The sequence below is a fragment of the Ruegeria sp. YKSE079 genome (assembly GCF_059612845.1).
On record NZ_JBXWRJ010000031.1, the window covers coordinates 18,343 to 35,955 of the forward strand.

A 17,613-nucleotide genomic window follows, 5' to 3' on the forward strand; every position below is an offset into this window, starting at 1 on the left:
CGGCACAGTCGCAGCAGCGAAATCAGGCATGCGAGATTCTGCCAAATGTGACTTTCCATCTCTATTGGCTTTGTGGCCTGACAGTCGTTCGCTAGGCGGATTGCAAAAGACCTTGGAACGCTAGCGCGTCGATCGGTAGTCGCTGGGTGATTTGCCAAACTTATCGCGAAACGCGCGGTTGAAGGGACCGATGGACGCAAAACCCACGTCGTAGGCAATTGACAGGATCGGCGTGTCGGCTCGTACAGGATCGGACAGGATCGCTTTAGCTGCATCGATCCTTCGTTCGTTGACAAACTGCGCGAAGTTTCGGTACCCGAGCCCCTTGTTGATCGCTCGCCGGACACGATGTTCCGGCGCATCCACATGTGCCGCAAGTTGTGCAATCGAAAGCCCCTCTTGCCGCCAGATGTTCTCCGCCATGGCCGCCTCCACCCTTTGCAGGACCGCTGCATCGGCGGCTGAAAGTATGGCTATGGGTCTCGGCTTGTTTGCACTCTGACCTGACCACAGATCATCCGAGATCCGGGTCGCCCAGATGAGAAACAGGATCGTCAAACACAGAAATGCTGATGCATGCAGCGGGTACGCCACGGGTGGCAGGTCAGCATCGAGTCGCAGAAGTTCGACCAGCGAAATTCCGAGACCGGTCAGTGCCATCAGCGCCACGAACCATCGTCGAAAACGCCGGCGGCTTTCGACCAGGTCGCCGGCAGCTGTGGACAGTGCGATGTACAGCAACCCCGCATAGAGCAGGACGACAAGGATGCCTCTGACGGTTGCCGCGAAGGGAAGAACCGGCGCAAGCCAGGCGCCAAACGCGACAAGGGCGGCCACTGCGCCGTGCCAGAGCCGGTAATCCGGCCGATCAAGGAACAGTTCCGCCCCGGCCCAGATAGCCAGGATAGGAACCACGCCGGCCGTCACGACGAGAACTGCTTTCAGCGAGGTCCCATAGAGATCGAGGTTCGGCGTTGAGACCAGCAGGTAGGCGCCCAGCCCGAAGCATAGCGCTGGCACCGACAGGCTTCTTGGCCACTGGGTACGGTCAGCCAAGAAGATGAGCGCGCAGAGCGCGAGCGCGGTCACCGCACCGCCTCTGAAGAGCAGGTCAAGTCTCATCAGCAGGTCATCCATGACCAAAGCGAACCGCAGATTGGCCGATCGGTCAACCAGGTCGGATCGCCGGATCTCGAGAATCCGCGCCGATTCCGGAAACTTCGCGGTGCATTCCGAAAACGGCGCGCGTTCTTACTCCGGTTCCGCAATGTGGACTGAAGCAACGCAATCAGGAGCACAGAATGCCGGATCAATGCCTTTTCACTCACCTCGCCGGGGTCTTTTCCGGCGTCCTTACCGCAGATTTCCTGCGTTACGCGATTGGCGCAGGCGGCGTGTACCTGATCGTCAACCTCCTTCTCGCCGCCCGACTCAGCGCCTGGAAGATCAGGGCCGGCGATCCGCCCGGCGGTCAGATCCGGCGTGAGGTCCTGGCCAGCCTGCGCACGGTTCTTGTCTTCGCGCTGAACGGGACGCTGATCGTGTTGGGGGCCGAAGCGGGGATCGTCCCGATCTATACTGAGATCGGTGCTTATGGCTGGGCTTATTTGGCCTTCAGTACTGCCGTTCTTATTGTAGCGCACGATGCCTGGTTCTATTGGTCGCACCGGCTGCTGCATTATCCGCCGCTATTCCTGCGTTTTCACCGGCTGCATCACCGCTCGCACAATCCGACGCCCTTCACCTCCTACAGTTTCGATCTGGGCGAGGCGATTGCGAATGCCATCTTCCTGCCATTGATCCTGCTCGTCCTGCCCGCCCATCCGGTCGCGATTCTCATATTCGTCACGCACATGATGCTGCGGAACTCCCTGGGGCATTCGGGGTACGAGCTGTTCCCGTCCAACCGTCATGGCCGACCGCTGTTCGACTGGATGACCACCGTCACTCATCATGACCTCCACCACGCCCACGCGGGTTATAACCTCGGTCTCTACTTCACTTGGTGGGATCGCTGGATGGGGACAGAACACCCGGACTACCACGAAGAATTCCGACGGGTCGCACGGCCGGTTTCGGGACCGGAGGTGCGAGCCATATTTCTCGCCGCCGCCATTCTTATTGGTCTCGGCGCCAGTGAGGCTCGTGCCGACGCTTTGATCGGTGCATATGCCTCTCCAGGTCTTGGGATCATCTTGCAGTTCGCGCCCTGCGAGACTGACAATGCGGGAACCTGTGGTCGGTTGGTCTGGGCCTGGGATCCTGCCGATACCCCGCACGCGCAACCGGGCGATAACATCGTCACTGACCTGCGACGTTCTGGAGAAGGCTGGTCGGGTCAACTTCTTAATCCCGAAGACGGGCGCACTTATCGAGGTGCGATTGCGCGGCATGGGCCTGAAACTATCATCCTGAAAGGCTGCGCCGGTCCTTTCTGCACCACGCAACGCTGGCACTCGGTGCGCGCACTCCGCCGCGTCCTCAACAGCGTTGATTGATCCCCATACTAGAAACATGGAGACTCAAAATGACCAAACCTGAATTCATTGCCCGCCAGGGGCGCCACCCGACAGGACTGCTCGGCGCGATCGTCGCCCGCGTCATGGCCCGCGAAACGCGACCCGAGAACAACCGTGCCCTTGATTTGCTTGACCTCGCGGATTGTGACCGCCTGATCGACATCGGCTGTGGCCATGGCGAGACGCTATTCACGGCGGATCGAAAGGTGCGTTTGAGGGAAAGCGCAGGTGTCGACTTCTCCGATGTCATGCTGAGGCGCGCCCGTGCCCGCAACCTCGAGGCTGTCTGGGACATGCGGCTCACACTGCAACGTGCCGACACTGCGTCGCTGCCCTTTGACACGAACCGGTTCGACAAGGCGCTTTCGGTGCACACAATCTACTTCTGGCCGGAGCCGGCCGCGCATCTCGCCGAAGCGTTCCGCGTGCTTCGCCCACACGGCCGGTTCGTGCTATGCTACCGGTCGACGGCGGATCAGCGAGCCGTGGACGGGTTCCCCGACACGATCTACCGCTTTCCGAGTGTGCAAGAGACAGAAGACACGCTGCGGCTGGTCGGCTTTGACCAGCCCGAAACGTTGACCGCAAATCTAGCCGGGCGTTTGACGCATTGGACCATCGCCGAGAAACCCGCGCCCGTGGATGGCGTTCGTCAACCGTCTTGCGATGATAGTGCGCCCTGTCGCGACATCGAGATTACGAAGGAATCTTGAGATGACCGGTTACAATTATGAGCCGTTTTCGTCTGACGAGGTTGATTTCCACGCCCCCGGCGGTCCGGAGATTGGCACGAAGGCCTCGGATGCGCGCGTGTTTGATACTACAGGCGAGCCTAGCAAGTTGCTGGATTTTGAGGGCGACTTTTTGGTCCTTGAGATCGGAACCATCACGTGTCCTCTGTTCCAAAGCCGCCGCAGAGCAATGTCTGGTCTTCGTGATGTGGCAAGCATTGTTCTTTATGTGCGCGAGGCGCATCCCGGTGCGAACATCGCCGCGCATCGGACGATTGAGGACAAGATCGCGAGTGCCCGCCGCCTCGTCGACGAAGATGGTGAAACGCGCCGCGTTCTGATCGACGATCTGGATGGCACGGCTCATCGGGCCTATGGCGAGCTGCCCAACTCGGTTTTCATCATAAACCGCAACGGCTGTGTCGTGTTCAAATCCGACTGGAACGACCCGGCAGCCACCGCGAAGGCCTTGCAGGCGTTGGGAGCAAGCCAGCCGATCCGCGCAAAAAGCCTCTTCCGCCCTGCAAGGCCCTCGGTCGCGCTTTTCACGCTTGGTCGCGCGGGCAAGGGCTCGGCCCAGGATTTCCTTAGGAGCTTTCCCTAACTCTTCTGGAACAATCTGATCAAGCGCAATCTGCATGTACTGCTTGGCCGTCCCGTTGAGGTGACAGGCGACATCACCTGTTAGCGGAGGATCGGGCTATGCCGAAAGGCTTGTCGCCACCTCGCGCCCGTCCTCGCGCCATTCCGGCAAACCGCCTTCCAGCCGTCGCGCATTGAACCCTCGGCTCCGCAGGGCTGCGACAGCCTGATGCGCGTAGACGCAATAGGGTCCACGGCAATAGGCGACGATTTCGTCCTCCATTGCGAGCTTGGGGAGGATCCCGTCCAACTGCGCCAGCGTGATGTTCAGCGCGCCGGGAACGTGCGCCATGGTGTATTCGTCCTTCGGTCTCACGTCGAGCACGGTGACGGAACCTTCCGCGAGCCGGGCGGCAAGGTCCGCGCGGCTGAGGGGCTCCGGTGCGTCCTCGCCGCCCGATAGGCCCCGCAAGATGCGCTCGACCTGCGCGAGGTTCCGCTCCGCCACGATGCGCAGTAGGTCCATCAGCTCCAGCGTCTTCGCGTCGGTCAGCCGATAGATCATCGCCTTGCCTTCGCGGCGGCTGGTGACGAGGCCCGCGCGGCGCAGCTGCTGCAAATGCTGCGAACAGTTGGCGAGGGTCAATCCCGTCTTCTCGGCCAGCCGCTCCACCCCGCGCTCGCCCTGCGCGAGTTGTTCGAGCAGCGAGAGTCGGGCCGGAGCCGACAGAGCGCGGGCGACGCGCGCGTATTCCTCCAGAAGTGCAGTCTTCGGGCAGATTGACACGGGACGCCTCCAGACGGTAAATCATTCAAGCGATAACTTGAATGATAGAGATTCCGTCGCGCCCCACAAGCCCGAAGTCTAAGACCCATGTCCGAGACCATCCTTGCTGTCGAACCGACCATCCGCCTTGCCGCTTTTCTCGGCGTCCTAGTTGCCATGGCACTGTGGGAGGTGGCGGCGCCACGGAGACGTCGGGAGATCCCACGCGTTATCCGCTGGACGAACAACCTGGCTCTCGTGGTGCTCGATACAGTGATCCTGCGGCTTAGCTTCCCGATCCTCGCGGTCGCGCTTGCTGTGATGGCCGAAGAGCGCGACTGGGGTTTGTTCAACAACATCGACATACCGGTCTGGGCTGCCGTCGTCGTATCGATGCTGCTGCTCGATCTCGCGATCTACCTCCAGCACGTCATGTTCCACGCGGTGCCGGGGCTTTGGCGGCTGCACCGGATGCACCACGCCGATCTCGACTTCGACGCGACAACAGGGCTGCGGTTTCACCCGTTGGAAATCCTGATTTCGATGGGGATCAAGCTGGCAGTTGTCGCGGCGCTCGGCCCGCCTGCGGTGGCGGTGCTTCTGTTCGAAGTGATGCTTAACGCCACGGCGCTCTTCAACCACGCCAACATCGACCTGCCGCGCCCGGTGGACCGGGTGCTGCGCCTCTTCGTCGTGACCCCCGACATGCACCGCGTCCACCATTCGGTTGACCCACGCGAGACCAACTCGAACTTCGGGTTCAACCTGCCGTGGTGGGACAGGCTGCTCGGCACCTACATCGCCCAGCCGATCAGGGGGCACGAGGGGATGGATATAGGCATCGAGCAATTCCGCACGCGTCGTGATCTCTGGATAGACAGGATGCTGATCCAACCGTTGCGCGGCCCTGCCAGAGGCGGTGCGCTGGAACCACAGATGTCTGTGAAGGACCGGGCGAGATAAACTTGGGCGACTTGGGGCAAGGCATTCCTTGCGCCCAAATTTGCGAGAATCGCTGAGGTTACCCGACAAATTTCGCTGCTCGCGACGCGAATGGTCGTTCTCTGCGGCTCGCACCGACTGGCGGTCAGAGCCCCGAGCCGACATTGCCGCACAGCGTAGGCGCTGCGGATGCATTGGGCGGCTTTCGGTCGATTGCAGACTATGTTCCTCAGGGTGATGAAAGCGAACACTGCGGGACAGACCGGACTTTTGCTGATGCAGCTATCGCTTTTGCGCCAATCGCTCGCACCTGCAGCGGTGTCTATTGGAAAAGCCGGAAATCTACACCAGACCAGTCGTTCAATCACATCATGCGCAGCTATTCGATACTTCGCAATTCTCGCACCAGAACTCTGGGCTTTGAGCAAGACGTCGTGTGGATCAAGGTCGTGTATTTTATGCTTGCGGGAAAGAGTGCTGTGATACGCGCTTGTTCTTAGAGATATCGCAGTCTGCTTCAAACTTCCAAAGCCACAAGAAAGGTTGCAATAGATTGAATTGCAGCATCCATGTCGTCGCTCGCGGCGAATTCTTCTGGTTTGTGGCTAACCCCGTCTTCGCAGCGGACAAACAGCATCGCGATTGGACAGAGGTCTGCCATGGCCGATGCGTCATGTGTGGCCCCGGACGGCAGGCGCGGCGCGGTTGGGCAGATTGCGCCGGTAGCAGTCGACAGGGCGTCAATCAGATCGCGATTACATGGTACGGCGGGTTGTTCATAGGTACGTTCCATCGAAAACCCTACGCGACGCCCGCCCGAGATGTTATCGCCCAGGGATCGTGCCAATCTTGCGAAATCGTCGCGGACGGTGTCGTTCAGCGCCCGAATCTCCAAGGTCAATTCAACCGCGCGTGGGATCGCGTTCACTACGTTAGGATGCAAGGACAATGCGCCAATGGTCGCCCGCAGATCGGTGGCCTGTTTCGCCGCGTCATGGATGGCTGAAATGAAATCCGAGGCGGCCACCAGAGCATCACGGCGGCCGTCCATGGGAACTGTACCGGCATGACCCGTATCGCCAGTGAATGTGACAGTGTTCCGCTCGATGCCACAGATGCCCGTGACAACCCCAAGCGCGCTATCCTTTGCCTCCAGCACCGGTCCTTGTTCGATATGGACCTCCAGATAGCCCAATGTCTTGGCGTGGTCCCGTGCCAGTGACGCGACGCAGTCCGGATCACCCCCAAAGCGGGCAAGCGCGGCCCGAAGGGATACCCCGTCTTTGTCCGCCATATCCAGGATCGCCGGATCAAAGGTGCCTGCCAAAGCGCGCGGCCCCATCAGGGCCGTGGGAAACCGAACGCCTTCTTCGTCGGCAAAGGCGAGGACTTCGACTGAAAAGGGCAGTTCGATCCCGTCTGCCACAAGTTTCTCAAGCGCGAGGCACCCCAAGACAACGCCCATGATCCCGTCGTATCGTCCGCCATTCCTCACAGAATCCTGGTGAGATCCGATCAAGAATGTCGGCGCGCCCTTTGGCCCTTCCGTGCGACCGATGAGTGTGCCGGCCGCGTCCATATGCACTCTTAGGCCAGCCTGTGACATCCATGAGCGAATGACATCCAGCGCAGCCTCGTGCTGGGGCGTAAAGGGAAACCGCGTAACGCCTTTTCTATCAACGCTGCATCTGGCGATATCCGACAACCGGTCTTGTGCGCACTGTCCCCAGCTCATGGTAACCTCTAATTTATCATGATAAATATTTCCCTACACATAGACGCTTGAGGTGTCTATGATTTTATCATGATAAAATTTGAGGTGCAGTATGGACGGTAACGGCACACCGTCGCCCAAGCCAAAACGATCGCGACCGGTTCGGGTTGCGGATGAAATCAAACAATGGGTGGTCGAACGTGATCTGAAGGCAGGTGACAAGCTGCCCAATGAAAGCGCGATGATTGAGCAGTTTGGTGTATCTAAGGGTACTGTCCGTGAAGCGCTGCGCATTCTCGAGGCGCAAGGCCTGATCGTGACCAAGACCGGCCCCGGCGGTGGAAGCATTGTAGGAGAGGTTTCCACTGAGCGCGCCCGGTCCCTCTTAGCCAATTACTTTTACTTTCAGAACCTGTCCATCGCCGACATCTATCAAATGCGGAAAGTTCTGGAGCCCGAACTCGCCGCCAGCCTTGCCGGGCGGCTTGACTTAGGACAGCTGGAGGAATTGCACAGCCTTGCGCTGAGACACCCTGAACCTGCGACTTCTGCCGATGAAGAGAAAGAGCAGCACATCAGCTCTCTGGTTTTCCATGCCCGGCTATCGGATTTCGCTGGCAATCGGTTGCTTGGCTTTGTCATCGGGTTCATGGCCCAGACGCTGACCGACCTTACAGTCTATCGCCAGTTATATGATCCACCCAACGTCGACCTTTGGCGTAAGGGGCGGGAACACCAGCTGCAACTGGTAGAGGCCCTGCGGCAGGGCGAACCGGAACAGGCCCGCAAGATCATGTATTCGCATATGCAGATCGCAGAAGAACTGATGTGCGTTCAGGAAGCCCATTTGCAGCGGCGGTTTCTGGGAGAGTAATGTGGTCCTGACAGAGCGCATGTTGCGCGACATCCATGACGAGATTTTTCGTCAGGACAATTGGGGTACGCCAGCCCAGTATATTCCGGAATTGGCGAACGTTCCTTCGAACAGGTTCGCGATGAGCGTTTGTCTGGCAAACGGCGAATGCCTAAACGTCGGGGCTGCGGATGACCCCTTCTCGATACAAAGCGTGTCCAAGGTCTTTTCCCTTGCGGCGACGCTGGGGCGCATCGGCGACCAATTGTGGAGCCGAGTCGGGCGCGAACCATCCGGCACGTCGTTTGACTCCGTCGTCCTGCTGGAACGCGAGAAGGGCCGCCCCCGCAATCCCTTTGTGAACGCTGGGGCAATTGTCACGACCGATGTGCTTTTGTCCGGACGGCAACCCAAACAGGCCCTCGCTGAAATTCTTGGTCTGGTCCGAACTCTGGCGGAAACCGACGACATTCATATCAACGAACGTGTCGCAGCGTCGGAAAAATCGACGGGCGCCCGTAACAAGGCTTTGGCACATTACCTTCAATCGCATGGCAACCTCGAAAATGCGCCGGACCTGACCCTTGGGACCTATTTCCATCAATGCGCAATCGAGATGACAACACGGCAGCTCGCCCTTGCCGGTAGATCGCTTGCCCGGCTTGCGACCGGCCCGAACGTGATCTCGCCCCGGCATGCGCGGCGTATCAATGCGTTGATGATGACATGCGGCCACTATGACGGGTCAGGAGAGTTCGCCTATCAGGTCGGCCTGCCCGGCAAGAGCGGGGTCGGGGGCGGAATTATGGTGATCGCGCCGAAGGTCGCGTCAATCGCGATCTGGTCGCCGGGGCTGAACCACTATGGGAACTCACATGCAGGCACCCGCGCGGCGGCGATGCTGGCGCGGGCGACAGGCTGGTCGGTGTTTTAGGGTGGCAGCGATTACTCGGGGGCGCGAGATTTATCCAAGAGAACGGGAACCTCTGACAACCAATCGCAATACGGGGGTTGCCGGGTCCGGTGGCATAAGCTCTCCAATTCCGAGATGGGATCATCGCTGTGATCGATGCGCAAATCCAACGGGGCACGATCCGGGGCAAGTACCAGCAGCGCAGCGGATAACACCCCTCGACTATCGCCGCCGGCCTGTTTTGCGGCGCTCAGAACGCGAAGCATTCGGTCAGCAACTGAAATATCGTCTGTCCGCGCGGCAGACATCATGGACTCCAGCACCTCTGGCCCTTTCAGCATGTTTCCGGCGATGGCTATTCCTGGTTCCGTGATGTGGTTCGCATAGGCAACGCTATCGGCCCCGGTGAATCCGTGGGCGCGGGCTTGACGGTCAAGTGCGATCAGCTGGCGATGTCCGCGCCCCGGATCGCTCTTGGTCACCGCCTCAACAGCCTCTTTTGCCGATTGCCCCTGATGCATAGCCCGCAACACGTTATCCCGCCAGAACGTACTGGGCGCTGTTCCCTGCGAAGCCACCAGGCCTGATTCGATATCGCCGCGCAGAACCCACCCCCCCACACAGAGACTTCCTGTGGCTGCGGCGGCGGCAAAAGTGCCTGTTTTCTTGTCGAAAGTCAGAATCGAGAAGGTCATTCAACTGCCCTAACACATTTTTCTTGTATTTATCATGATAATTTGCGTGAATGCAATTCATCATGATAAATAACAGGGAGACACCTTATGAAACTGCTGAAACTGTCCCGCAGGGCAATGCTGGCTGCTGGTGCAGCCACGGCACTTGCTCTCTCTCCGCTCGCGGCCCAGGCTCAGACGCCCGATGATGTCTTGATCGTTGGGCAGATCGCCGAACCCAAGGCGCTTGACCCGGCCGCCGTGACCGCCGTCAACGATTTCCGCATCCTGATGAACGTCTATGACGGGCTGGTGCGCTACAAGGACGGCACGCTTGAAGTCGAACCTTCGCTGGCCACATCTTGGGACATTAGTGAAGATGGCACGGTCTACACCTTCAACCTGCGCGACGGCGTGACCTTTCATGACGGCAGCGCCTTCAATGCCGAAGCGGTCAAATTCAACTTCGACCGGATGCTTGACGAAAATCATCCCTACCACAACACCGGTCCGTTCCCGTTGTCGTTCTTCTTCTCGGCCGTCGAGAATGTCGAGGTCGTAGACGATCTGACCGTTCGTTTCACCCTGAACGCGCCCTATGCGCCGTTCCTGTCGAACCTTGCCTATCCCACCGGCCTGATCGTTTCGCCGGCCGCTGTCGAACAGCATGGCGCCGAATTCGGTCGCAACCCGTCCGGCACCGGCGCCTTCAAATTCGCAGAATGGCGGTCGAACGAAGCAGTGGTCATCGAGGCCAACGCGGACTATTGGGACGGCGCGCCCGAATTGCAGGCCGTCGTCTTCCGTCCGATCACCGACGCCAACACCCGCACCGCCGAGATGCTTGCAGGCGGCATCGACCTGATGGTCGAAGTGCCCCCGGTCGCGCTGAGCGAGTTTCAGGGCGAAACCTACACCGTGCACGAACAGGCCGGGCCCCACGTCTGGTTTCTGATCCTGAACGCCAAGGAAGGCCCCTTTGCCGATGTCCGCGTTCGTCAGGCCGCGAACTATGCGATCAACAAGGAAGCGATCGTGAACGACGTGCTGGAAGGCACCGCCGCCGTTGCCGCTGGCCCGACTCCGCCTGCGTTCGCCTGGGCCTACAACGAAAGCCTGGAACCCTATCCCTACGACCCCGACAAGGCGCGCGAACTGCTTGCCGAGGCGGGTGCCGAGGGCGCCGAATTGACATTCTACGTCACCGAGGGCGGGTCGGGGATGCTGGATCCCGTGGCCATGGGCACCGCGATCCAGGCCGACCTTCAGGCAGTTGGCCTGACCGTCAACATCGAGACTTATGAATGGAACACCTTCCTTGGCGAGGTGAATCCGGGCCTTGAAGGCAAGGCGGACATGGCCGAAATGGCGTGGATGACCAACGACCCAGACACGCTTCCGTTCCTTGCCCTGCGTACGAATGCATGGCCGGATCAGGGCGGATTCAACTCCGGCTACTACTCCAACCCGAAGGTTGACGAACTACTGGAAGCCGCCCGCGTAGCCACCGATCAGGCAGAGCGCGCGCGCCTGTATCAGGAGATGCAGGTGATCGTGCAGGAAGACGCGCCCTGGGTCTTCGTGGCCAACTGGAAGCAGAATGCGGTGACATCCGACCGTGTCGAGAATTTCTCGCTCCAGCCGTCGTTCTTCCTGCTGCTGGATGACGTGACCAAGAACTAAAGCGACTGGTGCAGCCGCGCGCCTTGCGCGGCTGCACATTTCCGGGAGGGGGCAATGGCAGGCTATATCCTGAAAAGGCTGATTTCCGCGATTCCGGTTCTGTTCGGCATTTCGATCATTGTTTTCGTAATCATGGCCATGATCCCCGGTGACCCTGCCACAGCCATTCTCGGGTCCTACGCCACCCCGGAAAACGTGGAAAAACTCAACCGCGACCTCGGTCTGGACAAGCCGATGGTGCAGCGATATTTCATCTGGCTTGGCAACATGCTTCAGGGCGATTTCGGGCGCAGCTTCTCACTGAACCGGGCGGTCCTGGACGAGGTGCTTGACCGTTTCGGGGCGACGTTGATCCTGGCGGGCACGGCCTTTGTCCTGTGTTCAATCCTCGGCATCGCCGCGGGCGTCGTATCGGCGGCACGGCAATACGGCCTGGCCGACAAGACCATCACTTTTGCGGTTCTTCTGGGTATCTCCATTCCATCGTTTTTCCTTGGTATGATGATGATCCTCATCTTTGCGGTGAAACTGCGATGGTTCCCGGTCTCAGGCATGTGGCCCATCTATGGCGCACGCGACCTGTCTGCGCTCATCAGCCACCTGACCCTGCCCGCGCTGGCGCTGGCGGTGGTGGCAACCGGGGTCATCGCTCGATTGTCGCGTTCGGCCATGCTCGAGGTGCTGCGTCAGGATTTCATCCGTACCGCGCGGGCCAAGGGCGTGCATGAACGCTCGGTCATCTGGCGGCATGCCCTGCGTGCCGCGATGGTCAGCATCATTCCGGTTCTGGGGGTGCAGGCCGGGTTCGTCCTGTCCGGGGCGGTCTATATCGAAATGGTGTTCCAGTGGCCCGGGGTCGGGCGGATGCTGGTCGATGCCATCCTCAAACGGGACATCCTGCTGGTGCAGGGCGGCGTGGTCTTCGTCGCCGCCTGCTATGTGATGTTCAACATCGCGGTCGATGTCGCACAAAGCCTGCTCGACCCGAGGATCAAGACATGATGGCCTTCCTGAAGCTTCTGGCGCGCAACCGACTTGCGCTAGGCGGGTTGATCGTGATGGGGCTGGTCGTCGTGCTTGCGCTGATCACGCCGCTTCTGCCGCTGGCCGATCCCGATGTGACCAACACGGCGAACCGGTTCAAGCGGCCGTTTTCCGACGGCGCCCTGCTGGGCACCGATCACCTCGGGCGCGATCTTCTCAGCCGCCTGATCTGGGGCACGCGCCTGTCACTGGCCGTGGGTTTCGCCGCCGCGATCGTCGCCGCGACGCTTGGCGCGGCCATCGGCATCATCGCGGGCTATAACGGCGGGCGCACGGACAACATCATCATGCGCGGCGTCGACATGCTGATGGCCTTCCCCTACATCCTACTGGCGCTGGCCATTGTCGCAGCCCTTGGGCCGGGGCTGATGAACGCGCTGATCGCGGTCGCGGCGGTCAACATCCCGTTCTTTGCCCGAAACATTCGTGGAATCACCGTGGGCATCGCCCATAAGGAATTCGTCGACGCAGCACGGCTGTCGGGCATGACAGATGCGCGCATCATCCTGACCGAGGTGCTGCCCAACGTGATCCCGGTGATCGTGATCGCCATGTCCACAACGATCGGCTGGATGATCCTTGAAACCGCCGGTCTCAGCTTTCTGGGCCTCGGGTCGCAGCCGCCGCAGGCCGACCTTGGCTCCATGCTGGGCGAGGCGCGCTCGGCGCTGATCACCAATCCGCATACCTCGGTCGTGCCGGGCGCGATGATCCTGATCATCGTCATGGCCATCAACCTTCTGGGTGACGGCGTGCGCGACGCGCTGGACCCGCGCCTGAAATCCGGCGCCCTGTCGCGCCCGATGCCGACAACCATGGTCAAACGGACCGGACCGGTCCCGGAAGCCAAACCCGACACCTTATTGGCACTGCGTGGATTGAAAACGCAATTTCACGTCAAGGACCGCGTCTACAACGCCGTCGGCGGTGTCGATTTGCAGGTGAACCCCGGCGAATGCCTAGGGGTGATCGGCGAAAGCGGCTCCGGCAAATCCGTCACCGCGCTCAGCATCATGGGGCTTGTGGCCTCACCCCCCGGCGTGATCACCGGCGGCGCGGTCCACTACAAGGGCGAGGATCTGATCGGCGCGCCCTATGAAAAACTGCGGTCGCTCAGGGGCGACAGGATCGCCTACATCTTTCAGGATCCGCTGGCCACGCTGCACCCGCTCTATACTGTTGGCGACCAGTTGATCGAGGCGGTTCGGGCACATCACCCGTTTGATCGGCACAAGGCGCGCGCACACGCCATCAACCTGTTGAAATCAGTGCGTATCCCGAATGCGGAACAGCGTGTCGACAGCTACCCGCACGAAATGTCGGGCGGCATGCGGCAGCGCGTGGGGATTGCCATGGCGCTGGCCAACGAGCCCGAGGTCATCATCGCAGATGAACCGACCACGGCACTGGATGTGACCGTGCAGGCGCAAATCCTGTCGTTGCTGGATGACCTGCGGCGGGAACGCGGGTTGGCCATTATCTTCATCACCCATGACTTCGGCGTGGTCGCCCAGCTGTGCGACCGGGTCGCGGTGATGTACGCGGGCCGGATCGTCGAGGAAGGCCCGACACAGACTATCCTGAACGCACCCGCCCACCCCTATACGGCGCGGCTGATGGCCTGTGTGCCCGAACTGGGCCAGGGACGCCGCGAACTGGCTGCCATTCCCGGCCTGCCCCCCGTGGTGGACAAACTGCCCGAGGGATGCGCCTTTGCAGAGCGTTGCCACAAGGCAAGCGACGCTTGTCGGCGGGGCAACATCGCGCTTGCGCCGCACACCTCCGACAGCCTTGTGCGTTGCATCACCCCGGAACTCCCCGCGCAGGAGGTACTCCAATGACCGCTGCTCTCAAGCTGACAAGCCTTGGCAAGGTCTTTCCTGTCGGCAAGCGCCTTTTCGGCCCACCAAAGGCGCTGGTGCGTGCCGTGCAACCCTTGTCCCTGACGGTAGAAGAAGGCGAAACCCTTGGCATTGTCGGAGAGTCGGGCTGCGGAAAATCCACGCTCGCGCGGATGCTCGTCGGTCTCCTGCCGCCCAGCTCCGGCACGATCGAGATCAATGGCGAACCACTGGACAACGCCGATCCGGCCTTGTTCGGGCGGAAGATCCAATATGTGTTCCAGGACCCGATCAGCAGCCTCAACCCGCGCAAGACGATCCGTCAGATCATGGAAGCGCCGTTGAAGCACCTTCACAACATGCCCGCGGCGGCCCGTGCGGACCGCATACGGGAGATCTTTGCCGCAGTGAACCTGCGCGAGGAATTTCTGGATCGCTATCCGCATGAGTTCTCGGGCGGGCAGGCGCAGCGGATCGGCATTGCCCGCGCACTGGCCGCGGATGCGCGGATCCTCATCCTCGACGAACCCGTTTCGGCGCTGGACGTGTCGGTGCAGGCGCAGGTTCTGAACCTGCTGGCCGATTTGAAGCAGCAATTCGGTCTGACCTATCTGTTCATCAGCCACGACCTTGCCGTGGTCGAGGCGGTCAGCGACCGGGTCGCGGTGCTCTATTTCGGCGCGGTGGTCGAGGTCGGCCCGGCGGACCAGGTCTTTGCGCATCCCAAGCATCCCTATACCAAGCTTCTGGCTGAAAGTGCGCCTGTGGTCGGACGCCCGTTGACCGCGCCGGAGGGGCGGGAAACCGAATTGCCAGACCCGCTGAACCCGCCAAAAGGCTGCGCCTTCCGGGCGCGGTGTGCCTTTGCCAGCGACTTATGCGAGCGCGAAGCGCCGCGTCTTGAAAAGCAGTCAGATGGTGTGTGGACAGCCTGCTACCACCCCCTCGCAGACTCAAAGTAGGTAACGAGGTTTTCGGGGTCGCGTGGCGATCCAAAGCGGTTGAGGGCGTCCAGATTGTCGTTTCCTTATGGAAACCCGGGTCTCTTGGGTTGAATGTCCACATTCCTTTCTTCTGAACAACGAGCGTTGATTTGCTCGTGCAGCAAAGACACAGCTGCGTGCGCACGCAGCACGAAATAGCAATAGCAATCATGGGCTCAGTCGTTGAATCCGCCGCCCCCGGGCGGAATGCCCGCTGTCGATTAACCAACGGCGCGCAATCATCTTGAAGGTTCGAAATATCCGTGCATTTGCAGATGTTTTTCAGGCAAGTGCTGAAACCTTGCGAAAGGCCGGTCTCGAAGCGCGATGGTGTCGCGGATCGCTGCGGCACCGCATGGCGGGAGAGAGCCCAGACCTACTGATGCAGCACAGAGCGCTAATGATTACAAATGCGTGTGAAGCAGACGTTGTCGCAGGTCATGACGCAAGAAGCAGTCGTTTCTGCTGGTCTGTCGATGCCGCGATGGGGTAAGCATCATGGCAATTCGCAAAACTGGCACGTAGAAAGAAGGGCCGGTCACTTCCATTCCTTGGTTTCCCGAGCGAATTCTTCGAGGTAGTCGACCAATGCGTTTGAAGCGGCAATGGCCGCCGTCGTGTCTCCGTTTGCGACATCAAGCAGCAACCGAGCGTGCAGCTCGGCCGCAATGTTGAAGTCTTCTTTCTTCATGTGGAAAATCCAGAAACGGCGCGACAATCCCTGGACAACACGCATCGTTTTCTTTGAAAATTCGTTGTGACATGCCTCGACAACCAGGTCATGGGCCGTTCTAACAGCCGACAGGGCCTGGGGACGCGAGGCAGGCGGAGCCTTACTGACTTCTAACAACTCTTCACCGAAGGTCCTCATGATCTGCCGGTCCTCTTCTGTGGCCCGGATTGCCGCATATTCGGCGGCAAAGTTCTGCAAGGGGCGCCGAATTTCGAGCAACCGCAACTGAACATCCGGTTCCACTTCGGTAATCTGAATGCCACGGCGTTGCTTGATGACCACAAGGCCCTCGAATTCGAGGCGCTGCAATGCCTCGCGCACGGGGGTTCGGCCGAATCCGACGACTTCAGCAAGCTCTTTTTCGGAATACATCACGCCCGGCTTCAACTCGGTCAGGACGATCATTTCCTCAAGCTTCTGAAAGGTGGCCTCGGCGTCTGAAAGGGTTTTCACGGTCTTGTCCATATCTCTATATTTGCCTGCAATCCCCATGCCTTGTCCACTTCATCCGACCCAAATCAGGAAAATGGCAGCTCGCACAGGGTGCCGCCAAGCACACGCCCCTCTTTTCGCACCTCGACATGGTCGCCCGGGCGATACACCCGGGAAACCAGAGCGAAGCCGATGTTTTGGCCAAGCTTGCGCGACCAGGTGCCGTTGGTCATGTCACCGACCTTGATCCCACCAACCTGGATGTCGTACCACCGCGCATGGTTCGGCGACGGCATTTCGCCCTCAAGAACCACACCCAGCTGGTGACGCCTTGGACCCTCGTCCTTGATCCGGCGAAGTGCCTTGATGCCGATCACGCCGTCATCCACGTCCAGATCAACATACTTGCCAAGCCGGACCTCGAAAGGGTTGGTCGCATCATCGGAATCCCCACCGTAGGACAAAAGGCCGCTTTCGATCCGTTCACAGGGGTTTGGGTATCCCGGACCGATCCCGAATGGCGCGCCCGCCTCACGCACGATGTTCCAAAGCTCGGTTCCGCGGGATCCGTCCATCAGGTAAATCTCAAAGCCGCCTTGTTTCGAGAATCCGGATCGGGCGATCTTGACCGGAATGCCGCCGATCTCGGCATCGCCGAACCAGAAGTATTTCAGGTTCCGCACCCAATCCCCGAAGATCGACGCCACGACATCTGCCGCCATCGGGCCCTGAACGGCCATCGGCGAAACGTCGGGTTCGGTGATGTCCACCTCAAATCCGCGTTCGGCAGCGATGCAGCGCGCCCAAAGTTTGACGTCACTGTCCGCGATCGAGAACCAGAACAGTTCGTCGTCCAGCTTGTTGACAACCGGGTCATTGATAAGAGTTCCGGCGTGATTGCACATCGGTACATACTTGCCTTGGCCAACCACCTGTCCGGAAAGATCGCGCGGAGAAAGGATCTGTGCGAGACGCGCAGCGTCGCGTCCCTTGATCTGAACCTGCCTCTGGCCGCCTACGTCCCACATGCTGACACCGTTCATCAACCGGTCATATTCCGCATCGGCATCGCCATATCCCAGTGGGATCAGCATCTGGTTATAGGGCGTGAATGAGGTGACGCCTTCTGCAAGGGTTGCCTCGTAATAGGGCGATGGGCGCAAGCGGGTATGAGGGGCGATTTCCGGCATCTTGGGGCCTTTT

The 17,613-nt window shown here is 60.1% G+C and carries 16 protein-coding genes; 10 read left to right on the plus strand and 6 right to left on the minus strand.

The window, feature by feature from the left end:
- Positions 1-120: 120 nt before the first annotated feature.
- Complete coding sequence (locus AC2FMY_RS20760) at positions 121-1,137, minus strand: helix-turn-helix domain-containing protein (RefSeq protein ID WP_496807994.1); 1,017 nt, start codon at positions 1,135-1,137, stop codon at positions 121-123.
- A gap of 164 nt (positions 1,138-1,301) precedes the next feature.
- Between AC2FMY_RS20760 and AC2FMY_RS20765 the strand changes: the two genes are divergently transcribed.
- Genes AC2FMY_RS20765 through AC2FMY_RS20775 form a run of 3 tightly spaced genes read left to right on the plus strand, consistent with a single transcriptional unit; the run spans position 1,302 to position 3,854 of the window.
- Positions 1,302-2,498, plus strand: coding sequence for a sterol desaturase family protein (locus AC2FMY_RS20765; RefSeq protein WP_496807995.1), 1,197 nt, complete (start codon positions 1,302-1,304; stop codon positions 2,496-2,498).
- Between the two features lie 29 nt (positions 2,499-2,527).
- The gene (locus AC2FMY_RS20770) at positions 2,528-3,232 is read left to right on the plus strand and encodes a class I SAM-dependent methyltransferase (RefSeq protein ID WP_496807996.1); all 705 of its coding nucleotides are present in this window, start codon (positions 2,528-2,530) and stop codon (positions 3,230-3,232) included.
- Between the two features lies 1 nt (position 3,233).
- The gene (locus tag AC2FMY_RS20775) at positions 3,234-3,854 is read left to right on the plus strand and encodes a deiodinase-like protein (protein WP_496807997.1); all 621 of its coding nucleotides are present in this window, start codon (positions 3,234-3,236) and stop codon (positions 3,852-3,854) included.
- Between the two features lie 96 nt (positions 3,855-3,950).
- Here the strand turns inward: AC2FMY_RS20775 and AC2FMY_RS20780 are convergent, their stop codons facing one another.
- Complete coding sequence (locus AC2FMY_RS20780; protein ID WP_496807998.1) at positions 3,951-4,619, minus strand: ArsR/SmtB family transcription factor; 669 nt, start codon at positions 4,617-4,619, stop codon at positions 3,951-3,953.
- An 87-nt stretch (positions 4,620-4,706) separates the two neighbouring features.
- Between AC2FMY_RS20780 and AC2FMY_RS20785 the strand changes: the two genes are divergently transcribed.
- Positions 4,707-5,561, plus strand: coding sequence for a sterol desaturase family protein (locus AC2FMY_RS20785; protein ID WP_496754474.1), 855 nt, complete (start codon positions 4,707-4,709; stop codon positions 5,559-5,561).
- A gap of 496 nt (positions 5,562-6,057) precedes the next feature.
- Here the strand turns inward: AC2FMY_RS20785 and AC2FMY_RS20790 are convergent, their stop codons facing one another.
- A complete protein-coding gene (locus AC2FMY_RS20790) occupies positions 6,058-7,275 on the minus strand; it encodes a M20 family metallo-hydrolase (protein ID WP_480748543.1) in 1,218 nt (405 codons plus the stop codon).
- A 91-nt stretch (positions 7,276-7,366) separates the two neighbouring features.
- On the opposite strand from AC2FMY_RS20790, the gene AC2FMY_RS20795 reads away from it, so the two are divergent.
- Together AC2FMY_RS20795 and AC2FMY_RS20800 are read left to right on the plus strand one after the other, a co-directional pair.
- Positions 7,367-8,128 (plus strand): FadR/GntR family transcriptional regulator, encoded by a 762-nt coding sequence (locus tag AC2FMY_RS20795; RefSeq protein WP_300068294.1) that lies wholly within the window; start codon positions 7,367-7,369, stop codon positions 8,126-8,128.
- Between the two features lie 19 nt (positions 8,129-8,147).
- Entirely contained in the window at positions 8,148-9,041 is an 894-nt protein-coding gene (locus tag AC2FMY_RS20800; RefSeq protein WP_480748781.1) for a glutaminase, read from the plus strand.
- 11 nt (positions 9,042-9,052) lie between these two features.
- On the opposite strand, the gene AC2FMY_RS20805 is transcribed toward AC2FMY_RS20800, so the two are convergent.
- Positions 9,053-9,715, minus strand: a complete 663-nt coding sequence (locus tag AC2FMY_RS20805; RefSeq protein ID WP_300068291.1) for a DUF1028 domain-containing protein — start codon at positions 9,713-9,715, stop codon at positions 9,053-9,055.
- Positions 9,716-9,802: 87 nt separating this feature from the next.
- Here AC2FMY_RS20805 and AC2FMY_RS20810 point away from each other — a divergent pair, with 87 nt between their 5' ends.
- The 4 genes from AC2FMY_RS20810 to AC2FMY_RS20825 are packed head-to-tail and all read left to right on the plus strand — an operon-like array spanning position 9,803 to position 15,224.
- The gene (locus AC2FMY_RS20810) at positions 9,803-11,377 is read left to right on the plus strand and encodes an ABC transporter substrate-binding protein (RefSeq protein WP_496746714.1); all 1,575 of its coding nucleotides are present in this window, start codon (positions 9,803-9,805) and stop codon (positions 11,375-11,377) included.
- A 54-nt stretch (positions 11,378-11,431) separates the two neighbouring features.
- Positions 11,432-12,379, plus strand: a complete 948-nt coding sequence (locus AC2FMY_RS20815) for an ABC transporter permease (protein WP_300068285.1) — start codon at positions 11,432-11,434, stop codon at positions 12,377-12,379.
- A complete protein-coding gene (locus AC2FMY_RS20820; protein WP_496746722.1) occupies positions 12,379-14,262 on the plus strand; it encodes a dipeptide/oligopeptide/nickel ABC transporter permease/ATP-binding protein in 1,884 nt (627 codons plus the stop codon). Before AC2FMY_RS20815 ends, AC2FMY_RS20820 begins: the two co-directional genes overlap by 1 nt.
- A complete protein-coding gene (locus tag AC2FMY_RS20825; protein ID WP_496807999.1) occupies positions 14,259-15,224 on the plus strand; it encodes an ABC transporter ATP-binding protein in 966 nt (321 codons plus the stop codon). Before AC2FMY_RS20820 ends, AC2FMY_RS20825 begins: the two co-directional genes overlap by 4 nt.
- A 559-nt stretch (positions 15,225-15,783) precedes the next feature.
- Here the strand turns inward: AC2FMY_RS20825 and AC2FMY_RS20830 are convergent.
- On the minus strand, positions 15,784-16,431 hold the full coding sequence (locus tag AC2FMY_RS20830; RefSeq protein ID WP_480747848.1) for a GntR family transcriptional regulator: 648 nt from the start codon (positions 16,429-16,431) through the stop codon (positions 15,784-15,786).
- Positions 16,432-16,496: 65 nt separating this feature from the next.
- Complete coding sequence (locus AC2FMY_RS20835; RefSeq protein WP_480747849.1) at positions 16,497-17,600, minus strand: glycine cleavage T C-terminal barrel domain-containing protein; 1,104 nt, start codon at positions 17,598-17,600, stop codon at positions 16,497-16,499.
- Positions 17,601-17,613 lie beyond the last annotated feature (13 nt).